Annotated in this window: 11 protein-coding genes; 6 read left to right on the forward strand and 5 right to left on the reverse strand. The window is 67.1% G+C overall.

The window, feature by feature from the left end; genetic code table 11:
• Nucleotides 1–65: 65 nt before the first annotated feature.
• On the reverse strand, nucleotides 66–524 hold the full coding sequence (locus tag IB269_RS14480; RefSeq protein ID WP_013804594.1) for a hypothetical protein: 459 nt from the start codon (nucleotides 522–524) through the stop codon (nucleotides 66–68).
• A gap of 135 nt (nucleotides 525–659) precedes the next feature.
• Entirely contained in the window at nucleotides 660–1,400 is a 741-nt protein-coding gene (locus IB269_RS14485; protein ID WP_012202789.1) for a TerC family protein, read from the reverse strand.
• 511 nt (nucleotides 1,401–1,911) lie between these two features.
• Between IB269_RS14485 and IB269_RS14490 the strand changes: the two genes are divergently transcribed.
• From IB269_RS14490 to IB269_RS14500, 3 genes are all read left to right on the forward strand, one after another.
• Nucleotides 1,912–2,343 (forward strand): DUF3717 domain-containing protein, encoded by a 432-nt coding sequence (locus IB269_RS14490; RefSeq protein WP_012202788.1) that lies wholly within the window; start codon nucleotides 1,912–1,914, stop codon nucleotides 2,341–2,343.
• A 114-nt stretch (nucleotides 2,344–2,457) separates the two neighbouring features.
• Entirely contained in the window at nucleotides 2,458–2,592 is a 135-nt protein-coding gene (locus tag IB269_RS29180) for a hypothetical protein (protein WP_260263915.1), read from the forward strand.
• 152 nt (nucleotides 2,593–2,744) lie between these two features.
• On the forward strand, nucleotides 2,745–3,458 hold the full coding sequence (locus tag IB269_RS14500; protein WP_192367451.1) for an N-acetyltransferase: 714 nt from the start codon (nucleotides 2,745–2,747) through the stop codon (nucleotides 3,456–3,458).
• Between the two features lie 26 nt (nucleotides 3,459–3,484).
• Here the strand turns inward: IB269_RS14500 and IB269_RS14505 are convergent, their stop codons facing one another.
• Complete coding sequence (locus tag IB269_RS14505; RefSeq protein WP_012202786.1) at nucleotides 3,485–4,045, reverse strand: YaeQ family protein; 561 nt, start codon at nucleotides 4,043–4,045, stop codon at nucleotides 3,485–3,487.
• A 104-nt stretch (nucleotides 4,046–4,149) separates the two neighbouring features.
• The gene (gene purB / locus IB269_RS14510; protein WP_192367452.1) at nucleotides 4,150–5,529 is read right to left on the reverse strand and encodes an adenylosuccinate lyase; all 1,380 of its coding nucleotides are present in this window, start codon (nucleotides 5,527–5,529) and stop codon (nucleotides 4,150–4,152) included.
• A gap of 115 nt (nucleotides 5,530–5,644) precedes the next feature.
• Here purB and IB269_RS14515 point away from each other — a divergent pair, with 115 nt between their 5' ends.
• Nucleotides 5,645–6,265 carry a glutathione S-transferase family protein gene (locus IB269_RS14515; RefSeq protein ID WP_192367453.1) on the forward strand — a complete coding sequence of 207 codons (621 nt, stop codon included), beginning with the start codon at nucleotides 5,645–5,647 and terminating at the stop codon, nucleotides 6,263–6,265.
• 374 nt (nucleotides 6,266–6,639) lie between these two features.
• Here the strand turns inward: IB269_RS14515 and glnE are convergent, their stop codons facing one another.
• Nucleotides 6,640–9,384 (reverse strand): bifunctional [glutamate--ammonia ligase]-adenylyl-L-tyrosine phosphorylase/[glutamate--ammonia-ligase] adenylyltransferase, encoded by a 2,745-nt coding sequence (glnE, locus tag IB269_RS14520; RefSeq protein WP_192367454.1) that lies wholly within the window; start codon nucleotides 9,382–9,384, stop codon nucleotides 6,640–6,642.
• Between the two features lie 133 nt (nucleotides 9,385–9,517).
• Here glnE and IB269_RS14525 point away from each other — a divergent pair, with 133 nt between their 5' ends.
• Both IB269_RS14525 and IB269_RS14530 read left to right on the forward strand, forming a co-directional pair.
• Nucleotides 9,518–13,663, forward strand: a complete 4,146-nt coding sequence (locus IB269_RS14525) for a YhdP family protein (RefSeq protein WP_192367455.1) — start codon at nucleotides 9,518–9,520, stop codon at nucleotides 13,661–13,663.
• Nucleotides 13,660–14,475, forward strand: a complete 816-nt coding sequence (locus tag IB269_RS14530) for a carbon-nitrogen hydrolase family protein (RefSeq protein ID WP_192367456.1) — start codon at nucleotides 13,660–13,662, stop codon at nucleotides 14,473–14,475. The genes IB269_RS14525 and IB269_RS14530 overlap by 4 nt, the downstream gene beginning before the upstream one ends.
• Nucleotides 14,476–14,486 lie beyond the last annotated feature (11 nt).

The following is a 14,486-nucleotide window of genomic DNA, read 5'->3' on the forward strand; positions in this document are numbered from 1 at the left end:
GGTTTCCGGGATGCCGCGTCCTGAAAGCGATCGCCTGACCAGAGCGGCCAGGCAGATGCCAGCCGCTAGATCATCGCTTCCTCGAACACCAGGCCCATCAGCGCGCCGATGGCCGCCAGCGTTCCCGGAAGATTCCAGCGCCGGCCCAACGGGGCGGCAGGCGCCACGGCGGGAGCCGTGGCTTCCTGCTTGGGGCGGCGTGCATCGACGATCTGGGCCGTGCCGTGCTCCTGCTGTAGCTGGGCCACCAGTTCGGCCAGCGGGCCCTTGGCCAGCACCGGCGTGATCCTGCCAGCGCTGTCACCGAACACCGGCAGCAATTGGGCGAACAGCTTGTCCGCCCACTTGCCGCGCCAGCTTTCGCGTGCGCTGTGGCTCACCCATTTGCTGACCCGGTGGGTAATGCGCGGTGCGCAGGCCACCAGCAGCCAGTGCGAGGCCTGGGCCTGCGGCGAGGCGGCCAGGGCCTGTACCAGAGGCAGAGCGTAGGAAGCGTCATCCACGTAGACGATGATGGGGTTCAAAGCAAGTCCTTGTCGAACTGGGTTTGCGGGAGTGGGAGAGGCAGGCGGCCGGGGCCGCCCTTGCCATGGATTGTCGCGAATCGGCGCGGGCGGCCCATCGGGCCAACCCGGCGCCCACCTCAACTTTTCAGCGGATCAGGCTCCGTGGGCACCGGCCTTGGGAGCAGGACGGCGCGAAGCGATGTACTTGCCCAGGGCCAGCACCAGCAGGGCTCCGAACACGCTGGCACCGTACTTGAGCATGTCGGTCTGGGGCAGCTTGACCATCCAGTCCCACTTCTCCGTATTGGCGAAGACGGGGTCGGTGACCAGCATGCCGCCGGCAATCCAGCCCAGCAGCATGCCGCCGGCCACGATGATGATGGGGAAGCGCTCCATCAGCTTGATCACGAGCTGCGAGCCCCAGACGATGATGGGGATGGAGATCAACAGGCCCAGCACGACCAGCAGCATCTGGTGCTCGCCCGAGCTCTGGGCAGCGCCGGCGATGGCGATCACGTTGTCCACGCTCATCACCAGGTCGGCAACGATGATGGTCTTGATGGCGGCCAGCAGCTTGTCGCTGCCCTGGATGTTGTCGTGGCCGTCTTCATCAGGAGCAATCAGCTTGATGCCGATCCACACCAGCAGCAGTGCGCCGACGAACTTCAGGAAGGGCAGCGCCAGCAATGTCATCGCGAAGGCGATCAGGATGACGCGCAGGATGATGGCACCCGCCGTGCCCCAGATGATGCCCTTCTTGCGTTGCTCGGGCGGCAGCTTGCGGCAGGCCAGCGCGATCACGACCGCGTTGTCGCCGCCCAGCAGGATGTCGATGATGATGATTTGGCCCAGGGCCACCCAGAACGGGGCGTGAGTCAGAAAGTCCAAGTCCATAAGGTCCTCGCTGTTGAGTAAGGCCGGCGAGAACTCCTCCCTCCTGGAGAAACACCCACCGGCACAGAAAGACCGATGCAACGCCGCAGCGCCTACCCGGGCAAGGACATGCCTGGCTCAGGGGAGAACACATTGATCGACCGTCATCAGGTCCATCAAAGGTCTTGCTCGGCTGCGGTATGCACCGCAACCCGGAAGGCCGGAAGCTTGCGCTTCGTATTGACGACCATTCCGATGCCGGCACGGTGGCTTTGCAAAAACCACCCCCGCCGGCAGAGAGCTACTCCCCTTCGAACCTGTGGATTGCAACACAAAGCCGCCACGGCACGCAAGTGAAAAAACCCTTCATTTCCACGGAAAGCACAAGTCGCGCATCCCCCAGACCATTTATCTGCCTACCTCAAATGCTTCACTATCCATAGCAACCCTTGAACCAACGGAGTGTTGCAGCCATGCCCGGCCACGCGCGGGCAGGCGTCTTATCATCGCTGTCCCTTCCCCCTGACCGTCCATGACCGCACTGCACATCACCGATATCGAAGCCGCCATCAACTACTGGCGTGAGCGCCATCCGTCCCCGGACGGCGTGCTGCTGCAGCCCGAAGTACGGGCCCTGGCCGAGGTGTACGCGCTGATGATCTTCTGGCATGAGAGCGAAGTACAGGTTGAGGGCTTTCCCTCGCACGCCATGGCGGCCTGGCTGGCCTGGTACGACACCACGCCCGATACGCCCTGCATCGCCATCTGCTCCACCAGCCAGGGCGACGAAAGATGCAAGGGCTGCGGCCGCAGCTTTGACGAAGTGCAGCTGTGGACCGCGATGGAGCCGGCACAAAAGCGGATGGTCTGGCGCAGGATCACGGCAGAGGGCGACTCCTGGCGTTTCACCCGCTATGCAGAACGTGCGGCCGAGCGCACGGACACATCGCGTGACTCTGGTTGATTGCCGGCTGATCTGCCGGATACCGCACCGGACCAGTGCGATGTTGCAGACGGCCTAACATCGGCCGCCATGCTGCAGACCGCCGCTTACCGCCACAGCCACCTCCGCCTTTGCTTGCGCCTCACGGCACGTGATGCGGGCGAGACGCGCGTGCCGGCCGGCAAGGCCTGGCCCGCCACGGCCGCGCGCCTGCGCGAGCGTGATGCGGCACGGCTGAACATCGGCCCCCGACAGGCCGCACGGTCTTGATGCGCTGCCCTGCGCGGAACCGGGCAGCGTCGCTTCACTGAATCCGCTCTTCTTGCGCCGCCTTCATCCTGAAGCCTGAAGGCGGTTGGATTTTCACGCGTCTGCCCGGCCACAAGTCCAGCCGACGGCCAGCCGACGAAGCGAGCCCTGCCGTGACCTGTCTAGTCCTTGCCCCAGCCGGACCCTCTTTTGCCGCCCCCTCTTTTTCCACGCTCTTGCGCCATCTGCGCCATCTGAGCGATACCGTGGCGCATCGCGCCCTGCCCCGCTGCGCGCCACGCCACGTCACCGAGCTGCGCATCGACGTGATGCAGCCGCTGGTGGAGGGCGAGCTCGAAGCCATTCACGAGCGCCTGTACCAGCCCGGCAACAAGCTCCATGGCCTGGAGCGCCGCCCGTTGCACGACCCGCAGTTCCAGCTGCACTGGCGTGAAGCCGACGGCGAATGGTTTGCCTACGTGGAGGACATGGAGCGGCGCTGCCTGGCCGGCTACACGGTGTTCAATCGCCTGGTCGAGGTGGACAAGCGCACCGACCGCCGCGTGCGCTCGCCGCATTCGCGCTTTGCGCCACATTACCAGCGGCGCGGCATTGCCAGCGCCGTGTATCGCAGCGTGCTGGACAAAGGCACCTGCCTGGTCAGCGGCGCACGCCAGTCGCCGGGCGCCCACGGCCTGTGGAACCATCTGGCGCGAAGCTATGACGGCCGATATGTGGGCATTGCGGACAGCAAGTCGCTCATCCATCTTGGCCGCAATGTGCCGGACGATGTCATGGACCGCCTGTCCACGCGCCGCATGCTGCTGGGCGCGGGCTGGACCGTGGAGTCCTTCGCCCAGGCCGTACGGATGCAGTTGCCGGGTTGAGACGGGGACCTTGAGCGGGAGCCCGTTTACTTCCAGCGCAGCGGCTCGATGAAGACCGTGCCCAGGTTGCTGCTGAGCGTCAGTGCGCCTTCCTGGATGGTGGCCTGAAGCTGCATGCTCCGCTCGGCCAGCTCCGCCAGGGATTGGGATGTTTCGGAGGGAATGCGCCAGACCTGCAGCTTGTTCAGCCGCGCCAGCTTGCCCTCCAGGCCCTTCCACCAGACCTCGGCCGCATGGTGGAAGGCGTAGAGCACCACCGCATCGGATTTGTTGCAGGCCTTGGCGATGGGCTTTTCCTCGGGCTGGCCGACCTCGATCCACAGGCGCTTGGCGCCCGTGAAGTCAGTCAGCGAGACATCGGGGTCTTCGGGATCGGACAGGCCTGCGCCAAACGCCAGCGTGCCGTCGCCCTTGCACATGTCATTGAGCTGGTGTGCATTGAGGGCCAGGGCCACCAGGCGCACCATCATGCGTTCGTCCGTCTCGCTGGGATGGCGCGCCAGGGTCAGCGCATGGTCGGCGTAGTAGCCGTGGTCGATGTCGGCGATGGACAGGTTCGCCTTGAAGATGGTGGATTTGAGGGCCATGAGACAGAACCTATCAAAAACAATAGCTGCCGCAGCAAGCCTGTGCTTGCATCGGCAGCCCTGAATGGTTGAAGCGCGCCCTTCATGGCGCGGCAAAGGATGGATTAGACGCGGCGGGCCAGCTCGGCCGCCTTGCCCACATAGGAGGCAGGCGTCATGGCCAGCAGGCGGTCCTTGTCGGCCTGGGGGATTTCCAGGCCGTTGATCAGGCGGTGCAGGTCTTCGGCCTGCACGGTCTTGCCGCGCGTGACTTCCTTGAGCTTTTCGTAGGCGCCCTGCACGCCGTAGCGGCGCATGACGGTCTGGATGGGCTCGGCCAGGACTTCCCAGGCGTGGTCCAGGTCTTCCTGCAGGCGCTCTTCGTTGAGTTCGAGCTTGTTCAGTCCCGTCATCAGCGAGCTGTAGGCCAGCGTGGCATAGCCCATGGCCACGCCAATGTTGCGCAGCACGGTGGAGTCGGTCAGGTCGCGCTGCCAGCGCGAGATGGGCAGCTTTTCGGCCAGGTGCTTGAGCAGGGCGTTGGCCAGGCCCAGGTTGCCTTCGGCATTCTCGAAGTCGATGGGGTTGACCTTGTGCGGCATGGTCGAGGAGCCGATCTCGCCGGCCTTCAGGCGCTGCTTGAAGTAGCCCAGGGATACATAGCCCCAGACATCGCGCGAGAAGTCGATGAGGATGGTGTTGGCGCGCGCGATGGCGTCGAACAGCTCGGCCATGTAGTCATGCGGCTCGATCTGGATCGAGTAGGGCTGGAAGCTCAGGCCCAGACCCTGGGGCTCGGGCGACTCGATCACCTTCTTGCTGAAGGCTTCCCAGTCGAACTCGGGCCAGGCCGACAGATGGGCGTTGTAGTTGCCGACGGCGCCATTCATCTTGGCCAGGAGCTTGACCTCGGCGATGCGGGCAGAGGCCTTTTCCAGGCGCACCAGCACGTTGGCGATTTCCTTGCCCACGGTGGTGGGGCTGGCGGTCTGGCCGTGCGTGCGGCTGAGCATGGGCACGGCCGCGTAGGCGTGGGCCATCTCGCGCAGCTTGCCGGTGATGCCCGTCAAGGCCGGCAGCAGCACGCTGTCACGACCGGCGCGCAGTTGCAGCGCATGGCTGGTGTTGTTGATGTCCTCGCTGGTGCAGGCGAAGTGCACGAATTCGGCGGCCTTGAGCAGCTCGGGACGGCCGTCGAACTTGCCCTTGATCCAGTACTCCACGGCCTTGACGTCGTGGTTGGTGGTCTTTTCGATGTCCTTGATGGCCACGGCATCGGCCTCGGAGAAGTTCTTCACCAGATCCTGCAGATAGACGCGGGCGCCTTCGGTCAGGGGCTTGAACTCGGCAAAGCCGGCGTCCGACAGGGCGATGAACCAGGTCACCTCCACCTGCACGCGGCGGTGCATATATCCCATCTCGCTCATGATCGGGCGCAGAGGAGACAGTTTGGCGGCGTAGCGGCCGTCGAGCGGGGACAGGGCGGAGATGTGCGGCAGATTCATGGGCCGTGATTGTAGGTGCGCGCGGCAAAAACGGGGGCTGTAGGGGGAGATCGCCGGGCAGCGCATAGAATCGGCTGCCCGCCCATGGGCCGCCTCTTCGCCACGGAAAACAGCCATGAAACTGATAGGTTCCTCCACCAGCGCCTACGTACGCAAGGTACGCGTCGTACTGGCCGAGAAAAGGCTCGACTATCAGTTCGTCGAGGAAAACCCCTGGAGCCGCGAGCTGTCGCCGGGCACCGGCAACCCGCTGGGCAAGGTGCCGCGCCTGGTCATGGACGGCAGCGATGCCATGTTCGACTCGCGCGTGATCGTCGAATATCTGGACACACTTTCCCCGGTAGGCAAGCTGATCCCCGGCACAGGCCGCGAGCGTGCCGAGATCAAGACCTGGGAAGCCCTGGCAGATGGCGTGCTGGACGCCGGAGCCCTGGCCCGCCTCGAAGCCACCTGGGATGGCCGCAGCGAAGAGCAGCGTTGCCAGGCCTGGATAGACCGCCAGCTGGCCAAGGTGCGCGCCGCACTGAACGTAATGTCCCAGGGCCTGGGCGACAAGCCCTATTGCTGCGGCATCCACTTCACCCTGGCCGACGTGTGCGTGGGCTGTGCCCTGGGCTGGCTGGACTTTCGCTTTCCCGAACTGGACTGGCGCGCCGACCACCCCAATCTGGCCACCTTGCAGGCCAAGCTGGCGGAACGCGCCAGCTTTGCGGCCACACGCCCGCCCCTGTCCTGAAAACGGGTCACCCCCGCAACGACAACGGCAGCTGCCGCGGCAACAAAAAAGGCCACCCGATGGGTGGCCTTTTTGCTGGCATAAAAAAGTTGCGAAGCATCCCGAAACGAATAAAGAGAGGGAGGGAGGAGAAGCGCTTCGGGCGGAACAGTTCAGGACTGTGGCCCCAGAGGCTTCGCAACGTGAAATTCGGTCTGGATACCCTCTCTCGTCAACCTGTCCAATAGATGAGCTACTTTTGCAGAAGTTCCAGGGGTCGGGGGCGGGAAAAATGTAACATTTTGACGAGGAGCGTCATTCTGCTGTAGGCCGTGTTCGATGGATGCTGACGGGACGGCGTCGGCCAGGGCCGACCACCTTCCCTCCCCGCATCCTCACACCAGAGCGGCCCCCGTGAAAACCGCTTCCCACAGGGCCTTGACCGGCGCACTGAGCGGTTCGGCCTGGCCGGGTACCAATTGGGCCGTCCGCTCGTCCAGCCGCGCCACGTGCTGCAGGCGGCGCAGTTCACGGTAGGCCCGGGCTGCCTGCTGGCCCACGCCTGCAGGCAGCAGGCCCGCCTCTTCCGCACGCTGCAGCAGCGCGATGTTGCCAAGATTGGCCATCAGACCCGGATGCAGGGCCGATTGCGAGAGAACCAGGTACTGGACGGCGAACTCCACATCGACCATGCCGCCGGGGCTGTGCTTGACGTCGAAGAGGCCGCCGCGCACCGGATGCGCAGTGCGAACGCGTTCGCGCATGGCCACGATCTCGTCGCGCAGGGCCGCAGCGTCGCGCGGTGCGGTGATCACGGCCTCGCGCACGGCGTCGAAGCGGGCCTGCAGATCGTCGCTGCCCAGCACGAAGCGCGCCCGCGTCATGGCCTGGTGCTCCCAGGTCCATGCCGTGTTGCTGCCGCGCTGCTGCTGGTAGTTGGCATAGGAGGCAAAGCTGGTCACCAGCAGGCCGGAGTTCCCATTGGGGCGCAGCGCGGTGTCGATCTCGAACAGATCGCCCTCGCCCGTCTTGACGGCCAGCCAGTTGATGAGCTTGCGCACAAAGGCGGCATAGATCTCGGAGGCGTGCTCGTCGTCGTCATCGAAGACGAAGACGATGTCCAGGTCGCTGCCGTAGCCCAGTTCCTTGCCGCCGAGCTTGCCGTAGCCAATGATGGCGAACTGCGGCGACTCGCGGTGGCGGTTCTTGAGCCGGCTCCAGCACCAGCTGGCCGTCACGCGCAGCACGCAGTCGGCCAGCGCACTGAGGTCGTCCGCCACCTGCTCGACCGTGATGCGGCCCTCGATATCACGCGCCAGCGTGCGAAAGACCTCGGCATGGTGGGCGCGGCGCAGCAGGTTCAGCAGGGTTTCGTCGTCGTCCTCGCCCGTGGTCTGCAGCGCGGCCAGGCGCAGGGCCAGCTCATGCTCGAAATCCATGGGAGAGAAGCGCTCGCCCAGCATGGCGTCGTTGGCCAGCTCGTCGATCACGCCCGGGTGCTGCTGCAGATAGCGCGCGGGCCAGCGCGCCGCGCCCAGCAGGTCCAGCAGCCGCTCGTGCACGGCAGGGCGCTCCAGCAGCAGGGCCAGATAGCTTTCGCGGCGCAGCAGCGGCTCCAGCCAGTTCAGAAAGCGCACTGCGGCGTCTTCGGGCACGCTGCGCTCGGCCACCCATTGCGCCGTGCGCTGCACAAGGCGGAACAGCCGGCTGCGCGCCTCGTCGCGCAGGTTGGCGATGCGGGCGTTGCCGCGCCAGTCGGCCACGTGGGCGGCCAGGGCGGGCGGCAGCTGCTCCATGAGTCCATCGATCTCGCGCGGCGTTCCTCCCTGTGCAGGGCTGCGGGCGCCGTTGCATCGGCCCGCGCTGCATTGCGGCGGGGCAGAGCCGCCGAGCAGGGTGTCGAACTCCTCGGCCACCTTTTCGCGGTGGGCGTCGAACTGGTGCAGGAAGGCGCAGGTATCGGCAAAGCCCATGGTGCGCGCAATCCATTCGAGGTCGTCATCGCGCGTGGGCAGCACATGGGTCTGCTGGTCGTCCAGGTACTGGATGCGGTGCTCGACACGGCGCAAAAAGGTATAGGCCGCGCCCAGGGCGTCGGCCACTTCCTGACTCATGAGGCCGGCGCGCGCCAGGCGCCCCAGCGCCTCCAGCGTGGGGCGGCAGCGCAGCTCGGGGAACTGGCCGCCACGCACCACCTGCAGCAATTGCACGGTGAATTCGATCTCGCGGATACCGCCGCGCGAGAGCTTGACGTCATTGGAGCGGCCGGGATGGCCCGCGCTGCGCCGCGCCGCATGCTCGCGGATCTGGCGGTGCAGCGAACGCAGCGCATCGAAGACCGCGTAATCCAGATAGCGGCGAAAGACGAAGGGCAGGACCACGGCGCGCAGCGCCTGCACCTGCGTGGAGCGCACGCTGTCCATGGGCGCCACCACCCGGCTCTTGAGCCAGGCGAAGCGCTCCCACTCGCGGCCATGGGTCTGCAGATACTCTTCCAGCGAGGCCAGCGAGACAGCCGACGGCCCCGAGTTGCCGTTGGGCCTCAGCGCCAGGTCCACGCGGAACACGAATCCGTGCTCGGTGGTGTCGCCGATCAGGCCATAGATGCCTTTGACAACGCGCGCGAAGTACTCATGGTTGGAGAGAACGCCGCGCCCGTCGGGCAGGCCGGCCGTGTCGCCGTCCTGCTCGTAGACGTAGATCAGGTCGATGTCGCTGGAGACATTGAGCTCGCGCGCGCCCAGCTTGCCCATGCCTATGATCCACAGCTGCACGGGCCGGCCCTCGGGGCCTTGCGGTGCGCCATGGCGCGCATCGAGTTCGGCGCGCACCTGGATGCAGGCGCGCTCCAGCGCCAGCTCGGCCAGCTCGGTCACGGCCCGCGTGACCACGGCTAGCGGCGCCTGCTGCTCGCAGTCGAGCACCATGGTGCGCTCCATGACCAGCTGGCGCAGCACGCGCAGCGCGGCCGACAGGTCCAGCCCGCGCTCCAGCAGCGCCGACAGGGCCTGCTCCATGGAGGCGCGCTCGGGCGGGCCCGGCGGCAACAGGCTCAACTCGTCGCCATAGCGACGATGCAGCCGTTGGTGGAAACGGGAATAGGCGGCCTGTGCGGGGACATTCAAGGCCGTGTCTGCCATTGCGTGCTCTGAGGATTGCATACGGAACGCGAAAGAAGCGGCCACTCACGCGCAGAGGGATCGCAGCAACCCTTGGTTACCGTCCGGTCCCCGAGGGTGCCGGTCATAATTCCCGTCATAGCTGATGCCGCCGATGATCGAACCGAAACCGCACCCCACACGCCTGACCCGTTGGATGGCCGGCCTTGCGCGGTGGTCACTGGGGCTGGTCCTGGCCTTCTGGCTGGTCCTGGGCTCCGTGTGGGGGGTGCTCCATGGCTGGATTGTGCCGCGAATCGGCGAATGGCGTCCTCAGCTGGAATCCCTGGCCTCACGCACGCTGGGCCTACCCGTGCGCATAGGCAGCATCACGGCCCGCAGCGAGGGACTGGTCCCCCGGTTCGAGCTGGGCGACGTGGTGGTCGAAGACCCAGAACACACCGCGGACGCCCTGCGCCTGCCCAGCGTGGTGGTGGCCGTTTCGGCCCGCTCGCTGATGCGCCTGGGCGTGGAGCAGATCTATATCGACCGCCCCGAACTCGTGGTCCGCCGCGCGGCCGATGGCCGTGTCTTCGTGGCCGGCATCGAGATCAGCCCTTCATCGGGCGGGGACAATGCCGCCGCCGACTGGATGTTTTCCCAGACCGAGCTGGCCCTGCGCGGCGGCAGCCTGCTGTGGGTGGACGAACTGCGCCAGGCACCGCCGCTGGCCTTGCGCGATGTGGATCTGGTGCTGCGCAACAAGGGCTGGAGCCACGGAATCCGCCTGGATGCCACGCCGCCCGAAGGCTGGGGCGAGCGCTTCATGCTCGCCGGCCTGTTCCGCGAGCCGTTGCTGTCCACGCACGAGGGCAACTGGCAGCGCTGGAGCGGACAGGCCCATGCGATGTTCACGCAGATCGACCTGTCCCGGCTCGGGCAATACATGGATACGTCCGACCTGCGCCTGCAGCAGGGCCGGGGCGCACTGCGCGCCTGGATCGACCTGCGCCAGGGCCAGCCCGTGGGTGCCATGGCCGATGTGGCGGTGAATGCCCTGCAACTGCAGTGGCGCGAGAACCTGGAGCCGCTGCAACTGCAGGCGCTGACGGGCCGGCTGAGCGTGCAGCACCAGGACGGCTGGCGCTTCGCCGCGCAGAACCTGGAGTTCTCCACGGGTGACGGCCTGCACTGGCCTGCCGGCAACCTGCGCGCGCGCTACAACCCTGCGGGCGCAAGCACGCAGGGGGCGCTGGGCGAGCAGGGCGAGTTCCAGGCCGATGGCATTGACCTGGCCATCCTTGCCCAGTTGGGCCGGCGCCTGCCGCTGCCCGAGCAGCTGCAGCGCCATCTGACCGACATGGCCCCGGCCGGCCAGCTGCGCCAGTTCCAGGGAAGCTGGCGCGGTCCGCTGGAGTCCTTGCAGCAGTACAAGGCCAGCGGCGAACTGCAGCAGCTGTCGATCGACGGAGTGGCATCGTCCGAAGGCCCCACGAAGCCGGGCATGCCCGGCATCAAGGGCCTGAACGCGCGCTTCTCGCTGGACCAGGACGGCGGACAGGCGCAGCTGGAGATGGAGGGCACGGGGCAGCAGCCGGCCGCGCTGTCCTTTCCTGGCGTCTTCGAGGAACCCGAGATCCCGCTGCACCGCCTGCAGGCCAGCCTGCGCTGGCAGTTGCGCGGACAGGCCATCAGCGTGCAGGTGCCCAACCTGCGCTTTGCCAACGATGACACCGAGGGCGAGGCCCGTGCGCAATGGCACACCGGCGACGGCAGCGACAAGCACCCGCGCTTTCCGGGCGTGCTGGACCTGCAGGGCCAGTTGCGCAACGCAGACGGCACGCGCGTGCACCGCTACCTTCCGCTGGAAATCCCCGCCGATGCGCGCCATTACGTGCGAGAGGCCATCCACGCCGGGCGCGCAAGCACGGTGAACTTCAAGGTGCGCGGACACCTGGACCACGTGCCGGCAGAAAAGCCCAGCCAGGGCGAGTTCCATATCGCTGCCAAGCTGCATGACGTGCACTATGAATATGTGCCACCCCATCTGCTCACGCATGGCGAGGCGCCCTGGCCGGCCCTGGTCGATCTGTCGGGTGAGCTGGTCTTCGACCGTTCATCGATGGCCGTGCGCAATGCACGCGGCGAGTTCGCGGGCTACCCGCAGCTGCAGATGCGCGACATCCAGGCCAGCATTCCCAACCTGGGCCACACCGAGGTGGCCGTCACCGCCAAGGGCCAGGGCCCGCTGGCCGACATGCTGGGCGTGGTCAAGACCTCGGCCCTGTCGGCGCTGACCGGGCACGTGCTGGACGGCAGCGAGGCCACGGGCGCCGCGCAACTGGCCCTGCAGCTGCAATTGCCCATCGACCATCTGGACCGCAGCAAGGTGTCTGGACAGGTCACGCTGGCGGGCAACTCCCTGCAGCTCGATGATCAGACGCCCCATCTGAGCCAGCTGCGCGGGGCCGTCAAGTTCTCCGAAACCGGCTTCTCGCTGGCCGGCCTGCAGGCGCGCGCGCTGGGCGGTGAGCTGCGCGCCGATGGCGGCATGCAGGCGCTGGCGCGCAATGCGCCGGCCACCGAATCCTCCGTCAAGGTGCGCGTGCAAGGCACGGCAACGGCACAGGGGCTGCGCGAAGCCAGGGAGCTGGGCTGGGTGGCCGACCTGGCCCGCCATGCCGAAGGCCAGTCGCCCTATTCCCTGCTGCTGAAGGTGCGGCGCGGAACACCCGAAATCCAGGTCCAGTCCAGCCTGCAAGGCATGCGCATCAACCTGCCCGCCCCGCTGGGCAAGGCAGCGGAGTCCATCCAGCCATTGAACGTGAGCCACCAGCTCGCACCCGCCAGCTTCACCTCGCCCGATGCCCCGCTGCGCGACCAGATCAGCGTGCAACTGGGCGATACGGGCTCGGTGTTCTATGAGCGCGACATCAGTGGCAAGCACAGCCGTGTTCTGCACGGCAGCATCCTTATCGGCCAGGAAGCGGGCACGGCTTCCACTTCGGGCCAGGGCGTGCAGGCCCATGTGCAGCTGCCGCTGTTCAATCTCGACGACTGGCTGGCACTGGCGCCGCAGTCCAGCGGCGCCAAGCCGGAGCCCGCCGATGCCGCGGACCCGGCGCGCGAATACCTCCCCGACCGGCTGACCCTGCGCGTCAAGCAGCTGCAGGCCAAGGGGCGGCAGCTGCACGACGTGGTGGCGGGGATATCGCGCGATGGCGGCTCGTGGCACAGCAACCTCGCCTCCCAGGAGCTTGACGGCTACGTGGGCTTTCGCGAAGGCACGGATGCCCAGCCCGAAGGGCAGCTGGTGGCCCGGCTGTCACGCCTGACGGTGCCCGAGGCCAAATCCGACCGCGTGGACGCCCTGTTCAGCGAGGGGCCGCGCCAGCTGCCGGCCCTGCAGATCGTGGTGGACGACATGCACCTGTCAGGCCACGCCCTGGGCCGCCTGGAAGTGGAGGCCCGCAACCGCCCCGTTCCCGGCGATGCGGCGGCGCGCGAATGGCAGTTGTCGCGCTTCAACATCGCCACGCCCGAGGCCACGCTGACGGCCAGCGGCCAGTGGCGCCTGCCCCAGGGCCAGTCCGAACACCCGGGGCGCAGCCAGTTGCAGTTCCAGCTGGACCTGCGCGACGTGGGCAAGCTGCTCACGCGCTTCGATATGCCCGGCGTGGTGGGCAACGGCAAGGGCGTGCTGCAGGGATCGGCGGGCTGGACGGGCTCGCCCATCACGCCCGACTTCCGCAGCCTCTCTGGCTCCATGCACCTGGATGTGCAGACCGGCCAGTTCCTCAAGGCCGAGCCGGGCCTGGCCAAGCTGCTGAGCGTGCTCAGCCTGCAGGCGCTGCCCCGCCGGCTGACCCTGGATTTCCGCGATGTGTTCAGCAACGGCTTCGCCTTCGACTTCATGCGCGGCGACGTGCAGATCACCGACGGCGTGGCGCGCACCAACAACATGCAGATGAAGGGCGTCAACGCCGCCGTGCTGATGGAGGGCACGGCCGACCTGGTCCAGGAGACGCAGAATCTGCATGTGGTGGTGGTGCCAGAGATCAATGCCATGACGGCCTCCCTGGTGGCCACGGCCATCAACCCCGTGGTCGGCCTGGGCAGCTTCCTGGCGCAGGTGCTGCTGCGCGGCCCGCTGATCGCGGCGGCCACCAAGGAATTCCGCATCGACGGCAGCTGGGACGAGCCCCAGGTCACGGCCCTGCCGCGGCGCCGGGCCACGACACCCTCCGATCCTGCCGCCAACAGCCCCGCCAGCACGCCCTCCGGCGCCACCGAGCCCGCTTCTTCAGGAGAGAACCCATGAAAATCGCAGCCCTGCAAATGGTGTCGGAACCCGATGTGCGCGCCAACCTCGACCAGGCGCTGGCCCTGCTGCGCCAGGCGCGCGACCAGGGTGCCGAACTCGCGGCCCTGCCCGAGTATTTCTGCGCCATGGGCCTGCGCGACACCGACAAGCTGGCCTACCGCGAGAGCTTCGGCGCAGGCCCCATCCAGGACTTCCTGCGCCGCGCAGCACGCGAGCTGCAGCTGTGGATCGTGGGCGGCACCCTGCCCCTGGTGGCCGATGACGATGCCCATGTGCTCAACAGCTCCCTGGTGTTCTCGCCCCAGGGCGAATGCGTGGCGCGCTACGACAAGATCCACCTGTTCCACTACGACAACGGACGCGAGCGCTACACGGAAGCCACCGTGGTCCAGGCGGGCCACACGCCCGTGACCTGCGACATCACCTCGCGCGAGGGCGAGACCTGGCGCCTGGGTCTGAGCGTGTGCTACGACCTGCGTTTTCCCGAGCTGTACCGCCGCCTTGCCGAGCAGGGCGCCGACCTGCTGCTGGTGCCCGCCGCCTTCACCCACATCACGGGTCTGGCGCACTGGGAAGTGCTGCTGCGCGCCCGCGCCATCGAAAACCAGGCCTACCTGCTGGCGCCCGCCCAGGGCGGCCACCATGAAAACGGCCGCCGTACCTGGGGCCACAGCCTGCTGGCCGATCCCTGGGGCATGGTGCTGGCGCAGCAGGCCGAGGGCGCCGGCGTGGTGCTGGGCGAGATCAAGCGCGAGCGCCTGGCGCATGTGCGCCGCCAGTTGCCGGCCCTGGAGCACCGCGTCCTGTGAATCCACCGCAC

This window comes from Delftia sp. DLF01 (assembly GCF_014852125.1).
Lineage (GTDB): Bacteria > Pseudomonadota > Gammaproteobacteria > Burkholderiales > Burkholderiaceae_C > Comamonas > Comamonas acidovorans.

What these genes read in the sequence shown, in the direction of transcription:
- IB269_RS14490 (WP_012202788.1), top strand. Translation starts at nt 1,912, where the DNA reads ATGACCGCACTGCACATCACCGATATCGAAGCCGCCATCAACTACTGG.
- IB269_RS14530 (WP_192367456.1), top strand. Translation starts at nt 13,660, where the DNA reads ATGAAAATCGCAGCCCTGCAAATGGTGTCGGAACCCGATGTGCGCGCC.
- purB (WP_192367452.1), bottom strand. Translation starts at nt 5,529, where the DNA reads ATGAATCTGCCGCACATCTCCGCCCTGTCCCCGCTCGACGGCCGCTAC.
- IB269_RS14515 (WP_192367453.1), top strand. Translation starts at nt 5,645, where the DNA reads ATGAAACTGATAGGTTCCTCCACCAGCGCCTACGTACGCAAGGTACGC.
- IB269_RS14525 (WP_192367455.1), top strand. Translation starts at nt 9,518, where the DNA reads ATGATCGAACCGAAACCGCACCCCACACGCCTGACCCGTTGGATGGCC.
- IB269_RS14485 (WP_012202789.1), bottom strand. Translation starts at nt 1,400, where the DNA reads ATGGACTTGGACTTTCTGACTCACGCCCCGTTCTGGGTGGCCCTGGGC.
- glnE (WP_192367454.1), bottom strand. Translation starts at nt 9,384, where the DNA reads ATGGCAGACACGGCCTTGAATGTCCCCGCACAGGCCGCCTATTCCCGT.
- IB269_RS14505 (WP_012202786.1), bottom strand. Translation starts at nt 4,045, where the DNA reads ATGGCCCTCAAATCCACCATCTTCAAGGCGAACCTGTCCATCGCCGAC.